We start from the raw sequence: 14,534 nt of genomic DNA, 5'->3' as shown, positions 1-14,534 counted from the left end.
CCCCGATGAAGACGCCCAGGCCACTGCTGCTGGTGGGTGGTGGCGGACTGGCCCGCGAAGTCCTCGCGGCCGTCCGCCTCACCCCCGGCCGGTGGCGACCGGTGGGCGCGCTGGACGACGACCCGGCGCGCCACGGCACGGACCTCGACGGCCTGCCCGTGCTGGGCGGGACGGACCTGGTGCACGAGATGACCGACGCGGCGGTGGTGGTGTGCGTGGCCAACGCGCACCGGCCGCGCGGCAGGCTGGGCGTGGTCGCCCGACTCGGCCTGCCGGAGGAGCGGTGGGCGACCGTGGTGCACCCGGCGGCCTCGGTGGCCGTCGGAGCGGTGGTGGGGCCGGGCACGGTCCTGCTCGCCGGAGCGGTGGTGACGACGCCGTTGCGCTTGGGGGCGCACGTCGTCGCCATGCCGCACGTGCTGATCACGCACGACGACGAGATCGGCGACGGCGTCACGTTCGCCGGGCGCGCGTCGCTGGGCGGGTCGGTTCGGGTCGGGGAGAGCGCCTACCTCGGACAGGGCAGTGCGGTCCGGGAAGGCGTGTCGATCGGCGCTGGGGCGGTGGTGGGCATGGGTTCGGTGGTGCTCAACGACGTCCCCGCGGGTGAGGTCTGGGTGGGGAGCCCCGCCCGACGACTGCGAGAGGGGAACGGTTCGTGATCGAGATCCCGCTGGTGGACCTGCGTGCCCAGCACGAGCAGGTGGCCGACGAGGTAGCCGACGGTTGGGCGGAAGTGCTCAAGAACACCGCCTTCGTCGGCGGGCGCCAGGTCGCCGAGTTCGAGGCGGAGTTCGCCTTGTACCAAGAGGTCCCGCACTGCGTGGCCGTGGGCAACGGCACCGACGCCATCGAGTTGGCGTTGCGCGCGCTGGAGGTCGGGCCGGGCGACGAGTGCGTGCTGCCGGCCAACACCTTCATCGCCACGGCCGGGGCGGTGGCCCGGACCGGCGCCACGCCGGTGCTGGTGGACTGCGTGGCCGACACCGGTCTGATCGACGTGTCGCGGGTGGCCGACGTCATCACGCCGCGCACCAAGGCGCTGCTGCCCGTGCACCTGTACGGGCAGGCCGCGCCGGTGGAGGAGCTGCGGTCGTTCGGCGTGCCGATCGTCGAGGACGCGGCGCAGGCGCAGGGCGCGCGGCGGCACGGCGTGCCCGTGGGCGGGCTCGGCGACATCGCCGCGACCAGTTTTTACCCCGGCAAGAACCTCGGCGCGTACGGCGACGGCGGCGGCGTGCTGACCACGTCGTCTTCTTTGGCCGACGCCGTGCGCCTGCTGCGCGAGCACGGGTCGCCGCGCAAGTACGAGCACTCGGTGGTGGGCTTCAACAGCCGACTCGACACGCTCCAGGCCGTGGTGCTGTCCGCGAAGCTGCGCCGGCTGGAGGCGTGGAACGAACTGCGCCGTGCCGCCGCCGACCGCTATTCCGCGATGCTCGCCGACGTGCCGGGCGTGACGCTGCCGGTGGTGCTGGAGGGCAACGTGCCGGTGTGGCACCTGTACGTCGTGCGCGTGGCGTCGCGCGACCGAGTGCTGGCGTCGCTGCACGAGGCCGGGATCGGCGCGGGCATCCACTACCCGACCCCCGTGCACCTGACGGGCGCGTACGAGCACCTGGGGTACGCGCGGGGCGACTTCCCGGTGAGCGAGGCGGTGGCGGGGGAGATCCTGTCCCTGCCGTTGTTCCCTGAGATCACGGTGGCGCAGCAGGAGCGCGTCGTGGCGGCGTTGGCGGAGGCGGTGCGATGAGCAGCGGGGTGTTCGTGCATCCGAAGGGCCTGTGCGAGAGCTCGGACGTGGGCGAGGGCACGCGCGTGTGGGCGTTCGCGCACGTGTTGCCGGGCGCCCGGATCGGGCGGGACTGCAACATCTGCGACGGCGCGTTCGTGGAGAGCCGGGCCGTGCTGGGCGACCGGGTGACGGTGAAGAACGGCACCCTCGTGTTCGACGGCGTGGTGTGCGAGGACGAGGTGTTCCTCGGCCCGAACGTGCTGTTCACCAACGACCTCCGGCCGCGTGCGGCGATCCGGAAGACCGGTGACGACCTGCTGTCCACTGTGGTCCGCCGGGGCGCGACCCTGGGCGCCGGTGTGGTCGTGGTCTGCGGGGTGGAGATCGGCGAGCACGCGTTCGCCGCCGCCGGTTCGGTGGTGACGAAGGACGTCCCCGCGCACGCGTTCGTGGCCGGGAACCCGGCGACCCACAAGGGCTGGGTGTGCGACTGCGGCCAGCGCCTGGACGCGGGCCTCGTGTGCCGCGACTGCCGCAACCGTTACGTCGAAGGCGACAAGGGCCTCTCACCCGCCCCCTGATCCTCTCCACCACCCCACCCGGCGTCCCGTCCGCCCCGCGCGGACGGGACGCCCGAGGCGTCAACGGGTGGACTGCCACTCCACGACCTCCGGGCGTTGGCCCGTGGTCAGGTAGTCGATGACGGCGGCTTCTACGTCGGCCATGGGTACTTCCGCGTTGGGCGGGAACTCCGTGTCCGCGGTCACGTAGTAGTAGATCACCGGTTCGGCGTTGGAAGGCGTGGGGTTCTTGCTGTAGACGCCCTTGGGATGGTCTTCGCCGGAGTAGCGCAGGACGCCTACGTCACCGTCGATCCCCGCGTTCAGCTCTGACGCCCACGGGTCGGCGGCGGGGACGATCGTGAGCAGCACGGCACTTCCGGCGGGGTACTTACCGCGCACGGCCGCGAACACTTCCCTGACCTCGTCCGGTGTGGTGACGGTGACGGGATCGTCAGCGTGTCCGGCGTCGTAGTAGACGTTCAGCGCTTGCGCCACGGTGGTGTAGCCCCTCCTCGGTAGGTCTTCGCAAAGCCATTCGCGCCGTGCACGGTCAGTGTGTACCCCTCGGGCAGCAGCACCGGCACAAGCTCGTCACAGCCGAGCGGACCGGGACACGGCGTGTTGTTGATCAAGAGGGTGGCCGATCGGACACCGTGGTTGCGCATGTACGCGGCCAGCTTCATTTCCACGTCCGACGCGCGGGTCAACCTCCTGTGGAACCCGAGATCCCCCAACGCTGTTTCCGATTCCCGGTACATCTCGTCTTCCCCGCTGGCAATGGGCCGTGCCTGTCCGTCCGGACCGATCCACTGCCCATGTGTCTTGGGGCGCGGTGTGCCTGGTGGACGTTGATCTGGAGAAGGTACGTCCGGAGGCAGTTCCCGACGTAGCGCCTCAACCCGATCGGGCGGGATCGCGGACCAGTGCCCGGATCGCTCGGCCTGCCGGTTCGGGGGCTGAGCGGGCCGTGAGGCGTCCGGGGACGGCGGTGGGGCGTTCCCGCCCAGGAGTGTGCCGAGTACACCTTCCTCGCCTTCCTTGGCGCGGTTCAGGTGCCCCCACACCGTCCGCACACCGTCAATCACTTCGGTGAAGCCGGCCAACATCTGTTCCACGGCCGATTCCTCGCCAACCGCGCCTCTGAGCGTCCGGGCGAGCACGTCGTGAGCTTCCTCAGCCAAGTCCTGCGCGGCGGCCAGTCGGTCTTTGCACTCCGACGCCTTGTCACACGCCCGCGACACCTGAGCGGCCACGTCCCCCAATGACGACACCAGTCCCCCTCCGCGGCCACAGTGCCACGGTGCGGGCGTGTGCCGTAATGACCCGCATGGGTGGTACGGATGCCCGCTTGCCGCGCTCAGAACACGCGACCTGCGGGTTCAGGCGCCTTGAACCTCTGGTTCGGGCGCGGTCTTCCTCTCCTCTTGGGCGGCGCGCAGCAAGGCCCCGGTCAGGCCGATCATGGTGAACACCAGCCCGGTGGCCACGCTGAAGCCCAGCAGGTCGAACGTGATCGACCCGATCCCGCCCGCCAGCACGCCCGCCAGCAGGGCGCTCGCCAGGCTCTTCAGGTGCTCGTCCCGGCTGATCATCCGCACCCGGATCGCGGCGAACGCCGCCGCCAGGAACATGCCGATCAGCGCGAACAGCCCGAGGTAGCCGTTCTCGATCAGCGTGAGCAGGAACTGGTTGTCCAGGATCGTGTACTTCGTCGGCAGGTACGTGCCGAAACCACGGCCCAGCAACGGGTGGAGGTCGATCTGCTCCGCCGCCGCCTCGTAGTCCGCCGTGCGCGCCTTGACGCTCGGGTCGTCCTCGATGTTCGAGAACATGCCGCGGATCGTGCCGAACAGCCCCGGCACGACCAGGCTCGCGCCCAGGAAGAACCCGCCGCCCACCACCAGGGTGGTGATCTTGCGCCGCTTCGGCAACGTGGCGACCATGATCACCCCCGCCACCGCCACGCCGACGAGCGCGGTCCGCGACAACGCGGTCAACGCGCCCAGGCCGACCAGGGCCAGGCACACCAGCCAGCGCATGTACGGCGTGCCGTCGTCCCTCGCCTTGAACACGTAGTGCGCGCCCAGCGGCACGGCCATCGCGCACACCAGGCCGTACTCGATGGGGTGGTTCGTGGTGCCGGTCGGCCGGCGGAAGATCGACCGGGACTCCATCGCCGAGTACCCGTTGTCCTGGGTGCGCAGCCCCGGCAGCGACACGTAACTCGCCAGGTCGACGCCGAGACCGAACTGCACCAGGCCGATGAACGCGATCACCGCCGCACAGCCCAGCAACAGCTTGAGCACCCGGTCCAGCCGCTCCTTGGTGCGGATCGCGTCGCACACGAACACCGCGAGCGCGATCATCGCGGTGATCCGGACGATGCTGCTGTCCGCCACGGTCAGCTCGTCGGTGGGCAGCCAGCGCCGGGTCGCCACGCCGTAGGTCGCCAGGTGCGCCGCCAGGTACAGCGCCACCGCCGTGCGCACGAGGCTGCGGCCCTTGCTCATGCCGACGGTGTCCACCATCTGACCCGACAGCCACAGCACGCCCAGCAGCAACGCCACCACCAGCGCGGGCGGCAGCGTCATCGGCACGAACGACAGCACCAGCCGGGCCGGGATGATCAGCAGCGCCAGCAGGAACAGGCACACGAGGGTCGCGCCGTCCGCGCGCTGGCGCACGGGGTTGTCCTGGTCCCGCAGGGACCGTGCGGACTGCTCTGACTGCGCCGACTGCGCCGACTGCTCGGACACGGTCAGGGTTTGTCGTCGCTGGTGGGCCACGCCGGGTTGGCGGGCTTGCCGGCGGCGCCCCGCGGACCGGCCACGCCGGGCGCGGGGATCTTCACCGTCTGCTCGCTGGCCGTCGGCTGCGGGCGGCGCGTCGGCGGGCCGGGCGGACGGCGCGACAGGCCGTTGTGCTGCGGCGGGTGCGGCGGCTTCGGCTGCGCGACCGGCACACCGCCCGGGGGAGTGCCCACAGCGGCCTGTGGCGGCGTCACGGTGGCGTCGGCGGGCTGGGCGGCGGCGGCGACGTCGTCCGCGCTCTTGCCCTCACGGGCTTCACGGGCCTCACGGCGGCGGCGCAGGTGGTTCAGGACGCTGTCGCCGCCGAACGTGGCCGCCGTCGTCAACAACATCATCAGCACGAACGCCGCGCCCGCGTACCGGACCTTGCCGCCGATCTGCGCCTCGGCCGCGGTCGGGTTCACGATCACCTGCGAGGTGATGAACGTCGACGCCGGCGCCTTCAACGACGTCTGCTGCTTGTCCAGCTCCTTGGTGGCGAACTCCATCACCGTGGTGACCAACCGCTCCGCCGCTTCCGGCGTGTTGCTGTCGGCCGTCACGAACAGGAACGGGCCGGCCTGGCCGCCGCCCGCCGCGGTGAAGTTGTCCGGCGAGTCCTTCGCGATGCCCAGGGACTCCCTGCGGGTCTTGGGGTCGGCCAGGATCTGGGCCAGGATCTGCGAGGTGGTCGACAGGCTGCCGTCGAACGCCAGCAACGGGTTGACCCGCACCGCCTCGTCCGGCGAGACCTTCTCCGAGAACGTGCCACCGGCGGCGGGGGAGGTCAGCACCATGACCCCCGAGGACTGGTAGCGCGTCGGGATCGACAGGAAAACCCCGGCGGCCACGGCGACAGCCACGAGTGCCGACGGCAGGGCGATGTACCACCGCCTGCGCAGCGTACGCACGGCGCCCCAGAAGTCCATCCGCTCCCCGATCCGCGTTTACCCTGCGTGCATGCGCGCAGGGTGTTGTTACTCTGAAATCGGCCGACTCGCGCCTAGGCGTTACAGGTGGTGATGGACTTGGGCTCCCGGCGCGTGGTGCTCGCCGTCGCGGCCATCGTACTGGTCGTGGCGGCCGGGGTGGTGTACGTGACGTCCGTCGTGCGCGAGGCCTCACCGGTGCCGGTCGCTTCGGTCGACGGCGACCTCATGTTCGTGGCCCTGGCCGACGGCCGCGGCCGGGTCGAGCAGGTGCGCCTGGCCGATCCCGCCGCCCGCAGCGCCACCCCGATGACGTGCCAGCGCGTGTACCGGGCCGGTGGGACGACGGTGTGCCTGCGGTTGGCCGGGCCGGGCCCGACCTACGCCGCCGAGGTGTCCCGCGACGGCGCCGTGCTGCGGTCCGTGCCGCTGCCGGGCGTGCCCAGCCGGGCGAAGGTGTCGGCCTCGGGGCAGGTGGTCGGCTGGACGTCGTTCGTGACCGGCGACTCCTACCTGGTGCCCGGCGGGTTCTCCACCCGCACCGGGTTCTTCGACGTGCGGACCGGTGAGGCCGTGGAGTCCCTGGAGGGCTTCACCGCGCTGGTCGAGGGTCGGGTCCACACTGCGCAGGACGTGAACTACTGGGGCCTGACCGTGGCCGCCGACGACCGCACGTTCTACGCGACCCTGGCCTCGGGTGGTTACACCTGGCTGGTGAAGGGCGATCTGGTGGAGCGCCGTCTGGAGTCGCTGCGCCGTGACGCCGAGTGCCCCTCCCTGTCCCCGGACGGCACGAAGGTCGCCTACAAGAAGCGCATCGGGCGCCTCGGCCCGTGGGAGCTGGCCGTGCTGGACCTGAAGACCGGCGATGAACGCCGACTGCCCGGCACGGCGGGCGTGGACGACCAGGCCACCTGGCTGGACGACGAGCGGCTCGCGTTCGCCGCCGTGCCCAGGGACGCCAAGCTCGCCTCGATCCACGTCGTGCCCGTCGACGGCTCGGCCCCCGCCACGATCCTCGTCCCCGACGCCGCCTCGCCGTCCCCGGTGTGAGCCCGCGATCCCGGGCTCACACCCGCAGCTCCCGCCTGAGCACCTTCTCCAGCTCGTGCCCGGCCGCGTCCCAGGAGCGGCTGGACACGGAGGAGGACGCGGCCTGGGCGACCGCGGCGAAGTCCGGCAACGTGACCACATCGGACAGCGCGCGGGCCAGGTCGTGCGGGGTCGCGGGGGCGTAGCGGACGTGGTCGTTGTCCAGCACGACCCGGTTGTGCACGGCGTCGTTGACGACCGGCAGGCAGCCCGCGGCCAGCATCTCGTGCGGCACCAGGGAGACGTTCGTCATGGACAGCGTGAGGCCCGCGTAGCACCGGTTGTAGATGTCGTTGAGCCGGTCGGGGGAGACCAGGCCGTGGTCGACGTGCCGGGGACCCAGGCTGCCGATCTTCTCGCCGTACGTGTGGATCGCGATGTCCGGGTGCCGTTCGGCGAAGATCTCCAGCGCCAGCAACCCGATCTCGATCGCCCGGCGCGGCGCGAGCCGTCGCGCGTAGAACACCACGCCGTCCCGTACCACGCCCTCGCGCAGGTGGTAGCGGTCGGCGTCGCAGCCGAAGTCGAAGAAGTCGGCCGCCATGCCCGCCTCGGCACGCACCTTCTCGGCCAGGTAGCGGCCGGCGGTGAAGCCGTGGAACCCCATCCGGTAGGTGTTCTCCGCCAGCGCGGACAGCCCGCCGACCGGGAAGAACCACGGCTCGTAGTCCTGCACGAGGTAGAACCGCTTGCCCGCGCACGGGTCGTTGAACGCCGGGTACGCCGTCATCCACGCCGTGGCGAACACGGCGTGCGCGTCGGCCATGCCGTCGACCACGTCGTGCACGGGCCCGCGGAAGCCGGGGAACGCCGACCGGATCACCGGCTCGTGGTCCGCCGCACGGCTGCCGTACACGTCGTACAGGTAGAGCCGGCACGTGTGGCCGAGCGACTCCAGGTGCTCGATGAGCCGGAACATCGTGGTGTGCCCGCCGGAGCCGGGTGACGGCGGCGTGCTGACCCAGTTGACGGTCAGCCGCCCGTCGGCCGGAAGAGGCGGCACGACGACCGGTCGCCGGACACCGATGTCGGCCGCGCGCACGTCCTCCAGGCGCACCGGGAACACCTCGGCGTCCGCACCGAGCCGCCGTGCCGCACTGCCCAGCGCACGGGCTCCGAGCTGACGCACACCGTGTGCGCGCACGATGCGCGAGACCTGGTGCGCGCGCCGCTGCAACCGCTGGACGACCCTCACGCGCTACTCCTTCGCAGCAGACCCAGCACCTCGTGGCGCAGGGGGAACACGACGGCCGCGTAGGCCAGGGACGCCAACGCGCCACCCACCAGCAGCCGCCACAGGGCGCCCTCGATCAACGACTGCACGCCCCACGCCACCACGACCATCACCAGACCGCCGAACACCGGCCGTGCGACCGCCGCACCCAGCGCACGTGCCCGCAGCCCGTAAGGGCGGAACGCGATCAGGTACGCGGGCACGATGAAGACGAGCACCACCACGCTCTGCGCCAGCGCCACGCCCCGGATCCCGTCCACGTGCGCGCCCAACGCCAGCAGCGGCACGAGAGCGGCCAGCCACACCAGGTGGATGACCAGGATGGCCCGCGACCGCCCCGCGCTGGCCAGGTAGTCGTACCCCAGCTCCAACGCCACCCGCAGCGCGCCCAGCAGCACCAGCAACGCCAACGCCTGCGCGGCCGGCGCCCACCGCTCGCCGTAGACCGTGCGCACCAGCGGATCGGCGAACGCCGCCAGCAGCACGCACGCCGGCACGGTCACCAGCGCGAGCAGCCGCAACGCACGGGCGAACGTCCGCGCGAAGAGATCCGGATCGTCCCTGACCTGAGAGAACGCCGCCAGTGACACACTGCGCACCGGCTGCGAGAACGCGCCGACCGGCCAGTTCGCCAGGTTGAACGCGAGCAGGTAGAACCCGAGCGGCACGGTGCCCAGCACGCTGCCGACGATGATGTAGTCGACGTTCAGCACCCCGAACACCAGCAGGCTCGCGCCCGCCAAGGGCAGCCCGAACGCCAGCAACCCCCGTGCCTGCGCCGCGTCGAACCCGGGCCGGTAGCGCTGCTCGGTGTAGGCGAACATCACCACCGCGGCCACCAGGTTGGTCGCGATCCGCGACCACGCCAGGCTCCAGGCGCCGAACCCCAGCACCGCCAGCACCACCACGACGGCCGTGCCGACGACGAACGCCGACGTGTCCGCGACGAACTTGTGGTCCTGCCGGAACTCGCGCTGCAACAACGCACCCGGCACCGCCGACGCGCCCGCGATCACCAGCGACAGCGACATCAGCTGGATCACGCCCGTGGCCTGCGGCGTGTCCATCGCCGACGCGAACCACGGCGCGCCGACCACGCACAGCCCCGAGAGCAGGCAGCCGGATGCGATGGACAGCGTCGTCACCGTCGGCGCGAGTTCGGCGACCGGCTTGTCGGTGCGCACCAGCGCCACGCTCACGCCCATCTCGCTGACGCTCATCACGATGTTGAGCACCACCAGCGCGACCGCGAAGACGCCGAACTGCTCGGGCGCGATGAGCCGGGCGAGCAGGACGCCCACACCCACCTGGCTCAGCCGCTGCACCAGGCTGTTGACCGCGCTCCACCGGATCGCCGAGGTGACCTTGCGCTCCAGGCCGGCGTGCTCGGGTTTGGGCTGCTCCAGACCGGCGGTCACTGGCCGCGCCACTTCCAGACCTGCTTGCCCACCAGACCGGCGCCGCGCTTGACCAGGTGGCTGCCGACGAACAGCTGCGTGCGGCTGCACACCTTCGGCCCCAACGCCTGCCGCCGCCGCAACGCCCGGTACTCGGCCAGTCGCTCGGTGTCGGGGTAGACGCGCCGGGCGAACGCCACCAGCTCGTCCACCGGGATCTCGGCCAGCTGGTCGCGGTCGTAGGCGCGCACCGCCCGCCACAGCGCGTCCTTGGCGATCGACCGGTTGGCCAGCGCCCGCAGCCGCGGCGGCAGGTCGGTGTGCTCGGCGAAGAACCGCTCGAACACGGCCTGCCGCTGTTCGAGATCGGCGAACAGCGACGAGAACTGCGTGCGCATCATGCTCTGCTGGTGCACCCGGTAGTAGGCGGCGGGCTTGCCGCGCACGTACCCGATGTCGGACACGGCGGCGATGCGCATCCACATCTCCAGGTCGCCCGCGTGCGGCAGGTCCGGCCGGTAGCCGCCGACCTGCTGCTGCACGGACGTGCGCACCACGGCCTCGGGCGACGACAGCACGTTCTGCCCGGTGCGGCAGCGCGCCTCGATCCAGTCCACACCGGACCACACCGTGCGGCCGGCCGGGGGAGCGAAGCGTGGAGCCCTCGGGTCGTCGTGACCTGTTGTCTGATTGCCGACTCCGTCGGCGGTGTAATAAACAACACGTCCGTACACCATGCCGACGTTCGGGTTCGCCTCGAACACCTCGGCGGCACGGGCGAGAGCGCCCGGCGCCAGCAGGTCGTCGGCGGACAGCAGCACGGTGTAGTCGGCCTTGGCCCACTCCAGCAGGCCCTCGTTGTAGGTGGCGATGTGGCCCTGGTTGACCTCGTGCCTGCGGCCCTCGACCCGCGGGTCCTCGACCAGCTCGGCCATGACCTCGGGCGTCTCGTCACTCGACGTGTCGTCGATGATCAGCACCCGCACGTCGACGCCCGGCTGATCGAGCACGCTCCGCACGCACGCGCGCAGGAACCTGGCGTAGTTGTAACAGGGGATGACGACGTCGACCGTTGGTCGTGCCGGAGGCTCAGTCACGCTCTACACATCGTGCTCGACCGCGGATCGTTAACGGCCGGGCCCCGATCCCGATGTACGGGACATACGGGAAGGGGCTCCATGGACCACGTCGTGCTGACGCGCTTCAACCTGCCGTCCGTCGGCGCGGAAAGCGTCGTGCGGGCTCGTGACGGGTGGTTGACCGAACGCGTCGGGCTGTTCGAGCGGTACTGCCTGCCGTCGGTGGCGGCACAGACCTCGTCGAACTTCCGCTGGCTCATCTACTTCGACCCGGAGAGCCCGCAGTGGCTCAAGGACCGGATCGAGGAGCACGGCGACGCGTACACACCGGTGTTCCGCACCCAGGTCAGCCGCGAAGAGCTGGTCGAGGACATCTCCAAGCTGTTCCCGATCAAGGGCGACGAGCTGATCACCACCAACCTCGACAACGACGACGGCCTGGCGGCGGACTTCGTCGCCCGGCTCCAAGCGGACCGCTCCACCGGCCGCCGCACCGCGCTGTACCTGGCGAACGGGCTGGTCAAGAGCCCGGGAGGGCTGTTCGCCCACCACGACCGGGACAACGCGTTCGCGTCCGTGCGGGAGAGCTGGGACGCCCCGGTGACGTGCTGGGCGGACTGGCACAACCGGCTGCACCGGCACGCCGAGGTGGTGTCGCTGGGCGGCGCGCCCGGCTGGTTGCAGGTCGTGCACGGCGGGAACGTGAGCAACCGCACGCGCGGCAGACTGGTCGCTCCCGCGCCGTACCGGCCGCTGTTCGGCCCGGCGCTGGACGACGTGCCGGAGCCGGCACGCGGGGTGCTGGCCCGTGACCGGTTCGTGGGACATCCCTTGCGGGTGGCCCGGGACGGGGCCAGATACTTGGCCAAGACGACGGCGCTGCGGCTGCTCGGACCCGGCGGCTTCGAAAAAGCAAAACAGGTGCTGGCCGCGCGTGGGCGCGTCCGCACCCCGCCGAGGTGACAGGAGCACGACCATGGTTCGTGCACTTTTGGCAGTACTCGGACTCGTCCTGACGGCTTGCACGACCGAGGCCGTGTCCCATCCGGATCCCGGGCCGGATCCGGGGCGGGAGGTGGCGCCGGCGCTCGCCGGACCGTCGGTCGACTACTACAAGAAGTGGCCGAACGGCCCCAACCCCACCGGCGACCCGAACGTCTTCCCGATCAACGTCTGGATGCAGGACCCGTCCGGTGTGGAGAACGGCGAGAAGCTCGGCCGGGCCTTCCCGAAGATCGGCATCGACTTCGGGATCGGGCTGTGGGAGGACGAGTGGTGGTACCTCCGCCAGGAAGGCCTCCACGAGACCGATTGGCGGGTCTACGTGGACGGGACGCGCGTCGACACGGTCCTGGCGGACACCGCGCACGCCCGCAATTACGTCGGCTACCTGATCGCCGACGAGCCGGACATGAACAAGGTCTACGGCGACGTGTTCAACCCGGACATGCAGCCGTCGGCGATCCTGAAGGCGTCCGACGCGGTGCGGGCCAAGGACCCGTCCCGGCCGACGTACCTCAACTTCAGCCCGTGGATGGGCACGCCGACCGGTGAGATCGGCTACGGCTACATCGAGAAGTCGTACGAAGAGGACATGCGCACGTACTGCTCGGCCGCCGACCTCGCGTCGGCCGACTACTACGCCTGGACGCACCCGGACCGCGGTGACACGGTCGGCGCGTACAGCTACGGCCAGGTCATCGACACCATGCGCAAGTGGTGCGGGCCGGACAAGCCGCTGTACGGGTTCGTCGAGACCGGGCACCCGCACACGCACGGCGAGATCATCAACGCCGACCAGTTGGAATCGGCGGTGTGGAACACGATCCTGCACGGCGCGACCGGCATCAACTACTTCGCGCACAGCTTCTACACCGAGGGCAGGGGCGAGTACTCCAGCGTGCTGACCAGGCCCGAGATCATGGCTCGCGTCACCACCGTCAACGCGCGGCTGAAGAGCCTCGCGCCGGTGCTCAACGCGCCCAACCAGCCGGGTGTGACGGCGGTGAGCGACAACGGCATCCCGGTGTCCGTGCTCCACAAGAAGATCGGTGACGCGCGGTGGGTGCTGGCGCAGACCGACGGCACCAAGCAGAACCCGCGCAGCCTCGCGGCGAAGGTCACGGTGAGCGTGCCGGTGGAGTCGGGCACGGCGACCGTGGTCGACGAGAACCGGACCGTGCCGATCGCGGACGGCAGGATCGTGGACGACTTCGCCCCCTACGGGGTGCACGTCTACCGGTTCTGAGCGCTCACCGCGGACCCTGGATCGGTGGCAGGCCGCGGAATGCGGCCGCGCCGCGGGCGTCGGCGGCGATGTAGTCCGCGGCGATCGCCCGGCCGTTGGTGACCAGGGTGGTGAACATCCGGGGCGCGTTGTCGGCCGAGCGGAAGGCGGCCTCGCGCGCCGGGTCGTAGTGGGTGCGGAACGCGCGGGCGATCTCGTCGTCGCCGATCCCGGTCTCGCCGACCGAGATCGTCTGCCGCGCCCGCTGCCAGTCGGTCTCCAACGTGGCGCCGGTCGTTTCGAGCTCCTTGAACACCCCTTCGGTCGCCTCGGTGTCCATCTCGGCGAACCCGCCGGCGGTCATCGCACCTCCCAGGTCTCGGTGCGGACCTCGGAGCTGCCCCTGGTCTGGTACTCCTGCGCCACGCCCGCGCGGTGGAACTCGCTGATGAAGCCGTCGCTGGTGCCGGGAACCTTGAGCGGACCGAGCTTCACGCCCTTGTCGTAGTCGCCCGCCGTCCAGTTGTAGTGGTCGAAGACGTGCGACTGGTAGGTCACCTCGACCCGGTGCGCGCCGCCGGGTGTGTCCGGTGGGTGCACGGTCACCACGCCGGTGACCGCGTGGTCGCCCTTGCCGACGCCCAAGTGCCAGTTCGGGTTGTCGAAGGGGCCGACGTTGAACTCCTTCCACCCCGACTCGAACGGTATGGGCCTGCCGTAGTCGCGGTTGTTGATGGCCTGGTCGATGTGCGGCAGAGCCGCGTTGCCGAGCTGCGCGTCGACCCTGTCCCGCAACCCCGGCACGGCGTCGAACAGGGTGTCGGGGTTGATGTCCATCGGCGTCCCGGTGCCGTCGAAGTAGTGCGCGAGGTGATCGGCCCCGTCCGGCAGGAACGGATGCGTGCCCTTGGTGCCCAGGTTGTAGCCCAGCTCGTACAGCTGCTGGTCGAGCGCGTTCGGGTCGGAGCCGAATTCGCCCGCGCCGGCGTCGGGTTCGGGCGGTTTCGGCGCCCCGGGCATGTTGGGTGGCGCGCCCACGGTGGACGCGGTCCGGGCCAGGATGTCGTTCACCCGGCCGGCGATGTGCAGCACGATCTGCGTTTGGAGGGCGGGCTCCAGCGGCGTGATCACGCTGCCGAACATCAGCTGTTCGCCCGCCGACATGAGCGTGCGGATCGACGTCTTGGCCTGCGTGACCGCCTCGGCCAACCGGGTGGCCTGCCGGGAGAGCCCGGCCATGTCGGCCGAGGTCTGGTTGACCCACCGCAGGTGCTCGCCGAGGCGGGTGCCGTACTTCTGCCCGGCGTCGTCCGGCCACGCGGCGGCCAGCGGCCCGGGGTCGAACCGACCCGCGGTGTGCATCGCGACTCCGCCCGCTCGCCAGCCGTCGGCGAGCCCGCCCACGAACTCCTCGTCGGTCTGCGGCCAGCCGCTGAGCGGCTTGACCAGCCACCACAGCACACCCTCGGGTTCCGGGATCGGCACCGGT

15 protein-coding genes are annotated in these 14,534 nt (G+C 70.9%); 6 read left to right on the top strand and 9 right to left on the bottom strand.

Annotated elements, in window-relative coordinates:
- The first annotated feature begins 5 nt into the window (after positions 1 to 5).
- The 3 genes from FM051_RS15835 to FM051_RS15825 are packed head-to-tail and all read left to right on the top strand — an operon-like array spanning position 6 to position 2,316.
- Positions 6 to 662 (top strand): NeuD/PglB/VioB family sugar acetyltransferase, encoded by a 657-nt coding sequence (locus FM051_RS15835; RefSeq protein WP_158843715.1) that lies wholly within the window; start codon positions 6 to 8, stop codon positions 660 to 662.
- Positions 659 to 1,753, top strand: a complete 1,095-nt coding sequence (locus tag FM051_RS15830) for a DegT/DnrJ/EryC1/StrS family aminotransferase (RefSeq protein ID WP_158843714.1) — start codon at positions 659 to 661, stop codon at positions 1,751 to 1,753. Before FM051_RS15835 ends, FM051_RS15830 begins: the two co-directional genes overlap by 4 nt.
- Positions 1,750 to 2,316, top strand: coding sequence for an acyltransferase (locus FM051_RS15825; protein WP_158843713.1), 567 nt, complete (start codon positions 1,750 to 1,752; stop codon positions 2,314 to 2,316). Before FM051_RS15830 ends, FM051_RS15825 begins: the two co-directional genes overlap by 4 nt.
- 60 nt (positions 2,317 to 2,376) lie before the next feature.
- Here FM051_RS15825 and FM051_RS15820 read toward each other — a convergent pair whose 3' ends face one another.
- From FM051_RS15820 to FM051_RS15805, 4 genes are all read right to left on the bottom strand, one after another.
- Positions 2,377 to 2,793: an Imm1 family immunity protein gene (locus FM051_RS15820; RefSeq protein ID WP_158843712.1), complete on the bottom strand. Its 417-nt coding sequence runs from the start codon at positions 2,791 to 2,793 to the stop codon at positions 2,377 to 2,379.
- A complete protein-coding gene (locus FM051_RS15815; protein ID WP_238412416.1) occupies positions 2,778 to 3,551 on the bottom strand; it encodes a DddA-like double-stranded DNA deaminase toxin in 774 nt (257 codons plus the stop codon). Before FM051_RS15815 ends, FM051_RS15820 begins: the two co-directional genes overlap by 16 nt.
- A gap of 126 nt (positions 3,552 to 3,677) precedes the next feature.
- Positions 3,678 to 5,054 carry an O-antigen ligase family protein gene (locus FM051_RS15810; RefSeq protein ID WP_158843710.1) on the bottom strand — a complete coding sequence of 459 codons (1,377 nt, stop codon included), beginning with the start codon at positions 5,052 to 5,054 and terminating at the stop codon, positions 3,678 to 3,680.
- Positions 5,055 to 5,056: 2 nt separating this feature from the next.
- A complete protein-coding gene (locus FM051_RS15805) occupies positions 5,057 to 6,016 on the bottom strand; it encodes a hypothetical protein (RefSeq protein ID WP_158843709.1) in 960 nt (319 codons plus the stop codon).
- Between the two features lie 93 nt (positions 6,017 to 6,109).
- Here FM051_RS15805 and FM051_RS15800 point away from each other — a divergent pair, with 93 nt between their 5' ends.
- Entirely contained in the window at positions 6,110 to 7,069 is a 960-nt protein-coding gene (locus tag FM051_RS15800) for a TolB family protein (protein ID WP_158843708.1), read from the top strand.
- Between the two features lie 16 nt (positions 7,070 to 7,085).
- Here the strand turns inward: FM051_RS15800 and FM051_RS15795 are convergent, their stop codons facing one another.
- The 3 genes from FM051_RS15795 to FM051_RS15785 are packed head-to-tail and all read right to left on the bottom strand — an operon-like array spanning position 7,086 to position 10,836.
- The gene (locus FM051_RS15795) at positions 7,086 to 8,303 is read right to left on the bottom strand and encodes a rhamnosyltransferase WsaF family glycosyltransferase (RefSeq protein WP_238412415.1); all 1,218 of its coding nucleotides are present in this window, start codon (positions 8,301 to 8,303) and stop codon (positions 7,086 to 7,088) included.
- On the bottom strand, positions 8,300 to 9,772 hold the full coding sequence (locus tag FM051_RS15790; protein WP_238412414.1) for a lipopolysaccharide biosynthesis protein: 1,473 nt from the start codon (positions 9,770 to 9,772) through the stop codon (positions 8,300 to 8,302). Before FM051_RS15790 ends, FM051_RS15795 begins: the two co-directional genes overlap by 4 nt.
- Positions 9,757 to 10,836: a glycosyltransferase family 2 protein gene (locus FM051_RS15785; RefSeq protein ID WP_158843707.1), complete on the bottom strand. Its 1,080-nt coding sequence runs from the start codon at positions 10,834 to 10,836 to the stop codon at positions 9,757 to 9,759. Before FM051_RS15785 ends, FM051_RS15790 begins: the two co-directional genes overlap by 16 nt.
- A gap of 81 nt (positions 10,837 to 10,917) precedes the next feature.
- Here FM051_RS15785 and FM051_RS15780 point away from each other — a divergent pair, with 81 nt between their 5' ends.
- Positions 10,918 to 11,781: a glycosyltransferase gene (locus FM051_RS15780; RefSeq protein ID WP_158843706.1), complete on the top strand. Its 864-nt coding sequence runs from the start codon at positions 10,918 to 10,920 to the stop codon at positions 11,779 to 11,781.
- Between the two features lie 73 nt (positions 11,782 to 11,854).
- Positions 11,855 to 13,066 (top strand): hypothetical protein, encoded by a 1,212-nt coding sequence (locus FM051_RS15775; RefSeq protein WP_238412413.1) that lies wholly within the window; start codon positions 11,855 to 11,857, stop codon positions 13,064 to 13,066.
- Positions 13,067 to 13,070: 4 nt separating this feature from the next.
- Here FM051_RS15775 and FM051_RS15770 read toward each other — a convergent pair whose 3' ends face one another.
- Complete coding sequence (locus FM051_RS15770; RefSeq protein WP_158843704.1) at positions 13,071 to 13,409, bottom strand: hypothetical protein; 339 nt, start codon at positions 13,407 to 13,409, stop codon at positions 13,071 to 13,073.
- Positions 13,406 to 14,530: a WXG100-like domain-containing protein gene (locus FM051_RS15765; protein ID WP_158843703.1), complete on the bottom strand. Its 1,125-nt coding sequence runs from the start codon at positions 14,528 to 14,530 to the stop codon at positions 13,406 to 13,408. The genes FM051_RS15770 and FM051_RS15765 overlap by 4 nt, the downstream gene beginning before the upstream one ends.
- Positions 14,531 to 14,534: the final 4 nt, after the last annotated feature.

The organism is Saccharothrix deserti (genome assembly GCF_009769385.1).
GTDB classification, from domain to species: Bacteria; Actinomycetota; Actinomycetes; order Mycobacteriales; family Pseudonocardiaceae; genus Actinosynnema; species Actinosynnema deserti.
Note: the sequence above shows the minus strand (reverse complement) of the source record. Positions and strands in the feature narration are given on the sequence as shown.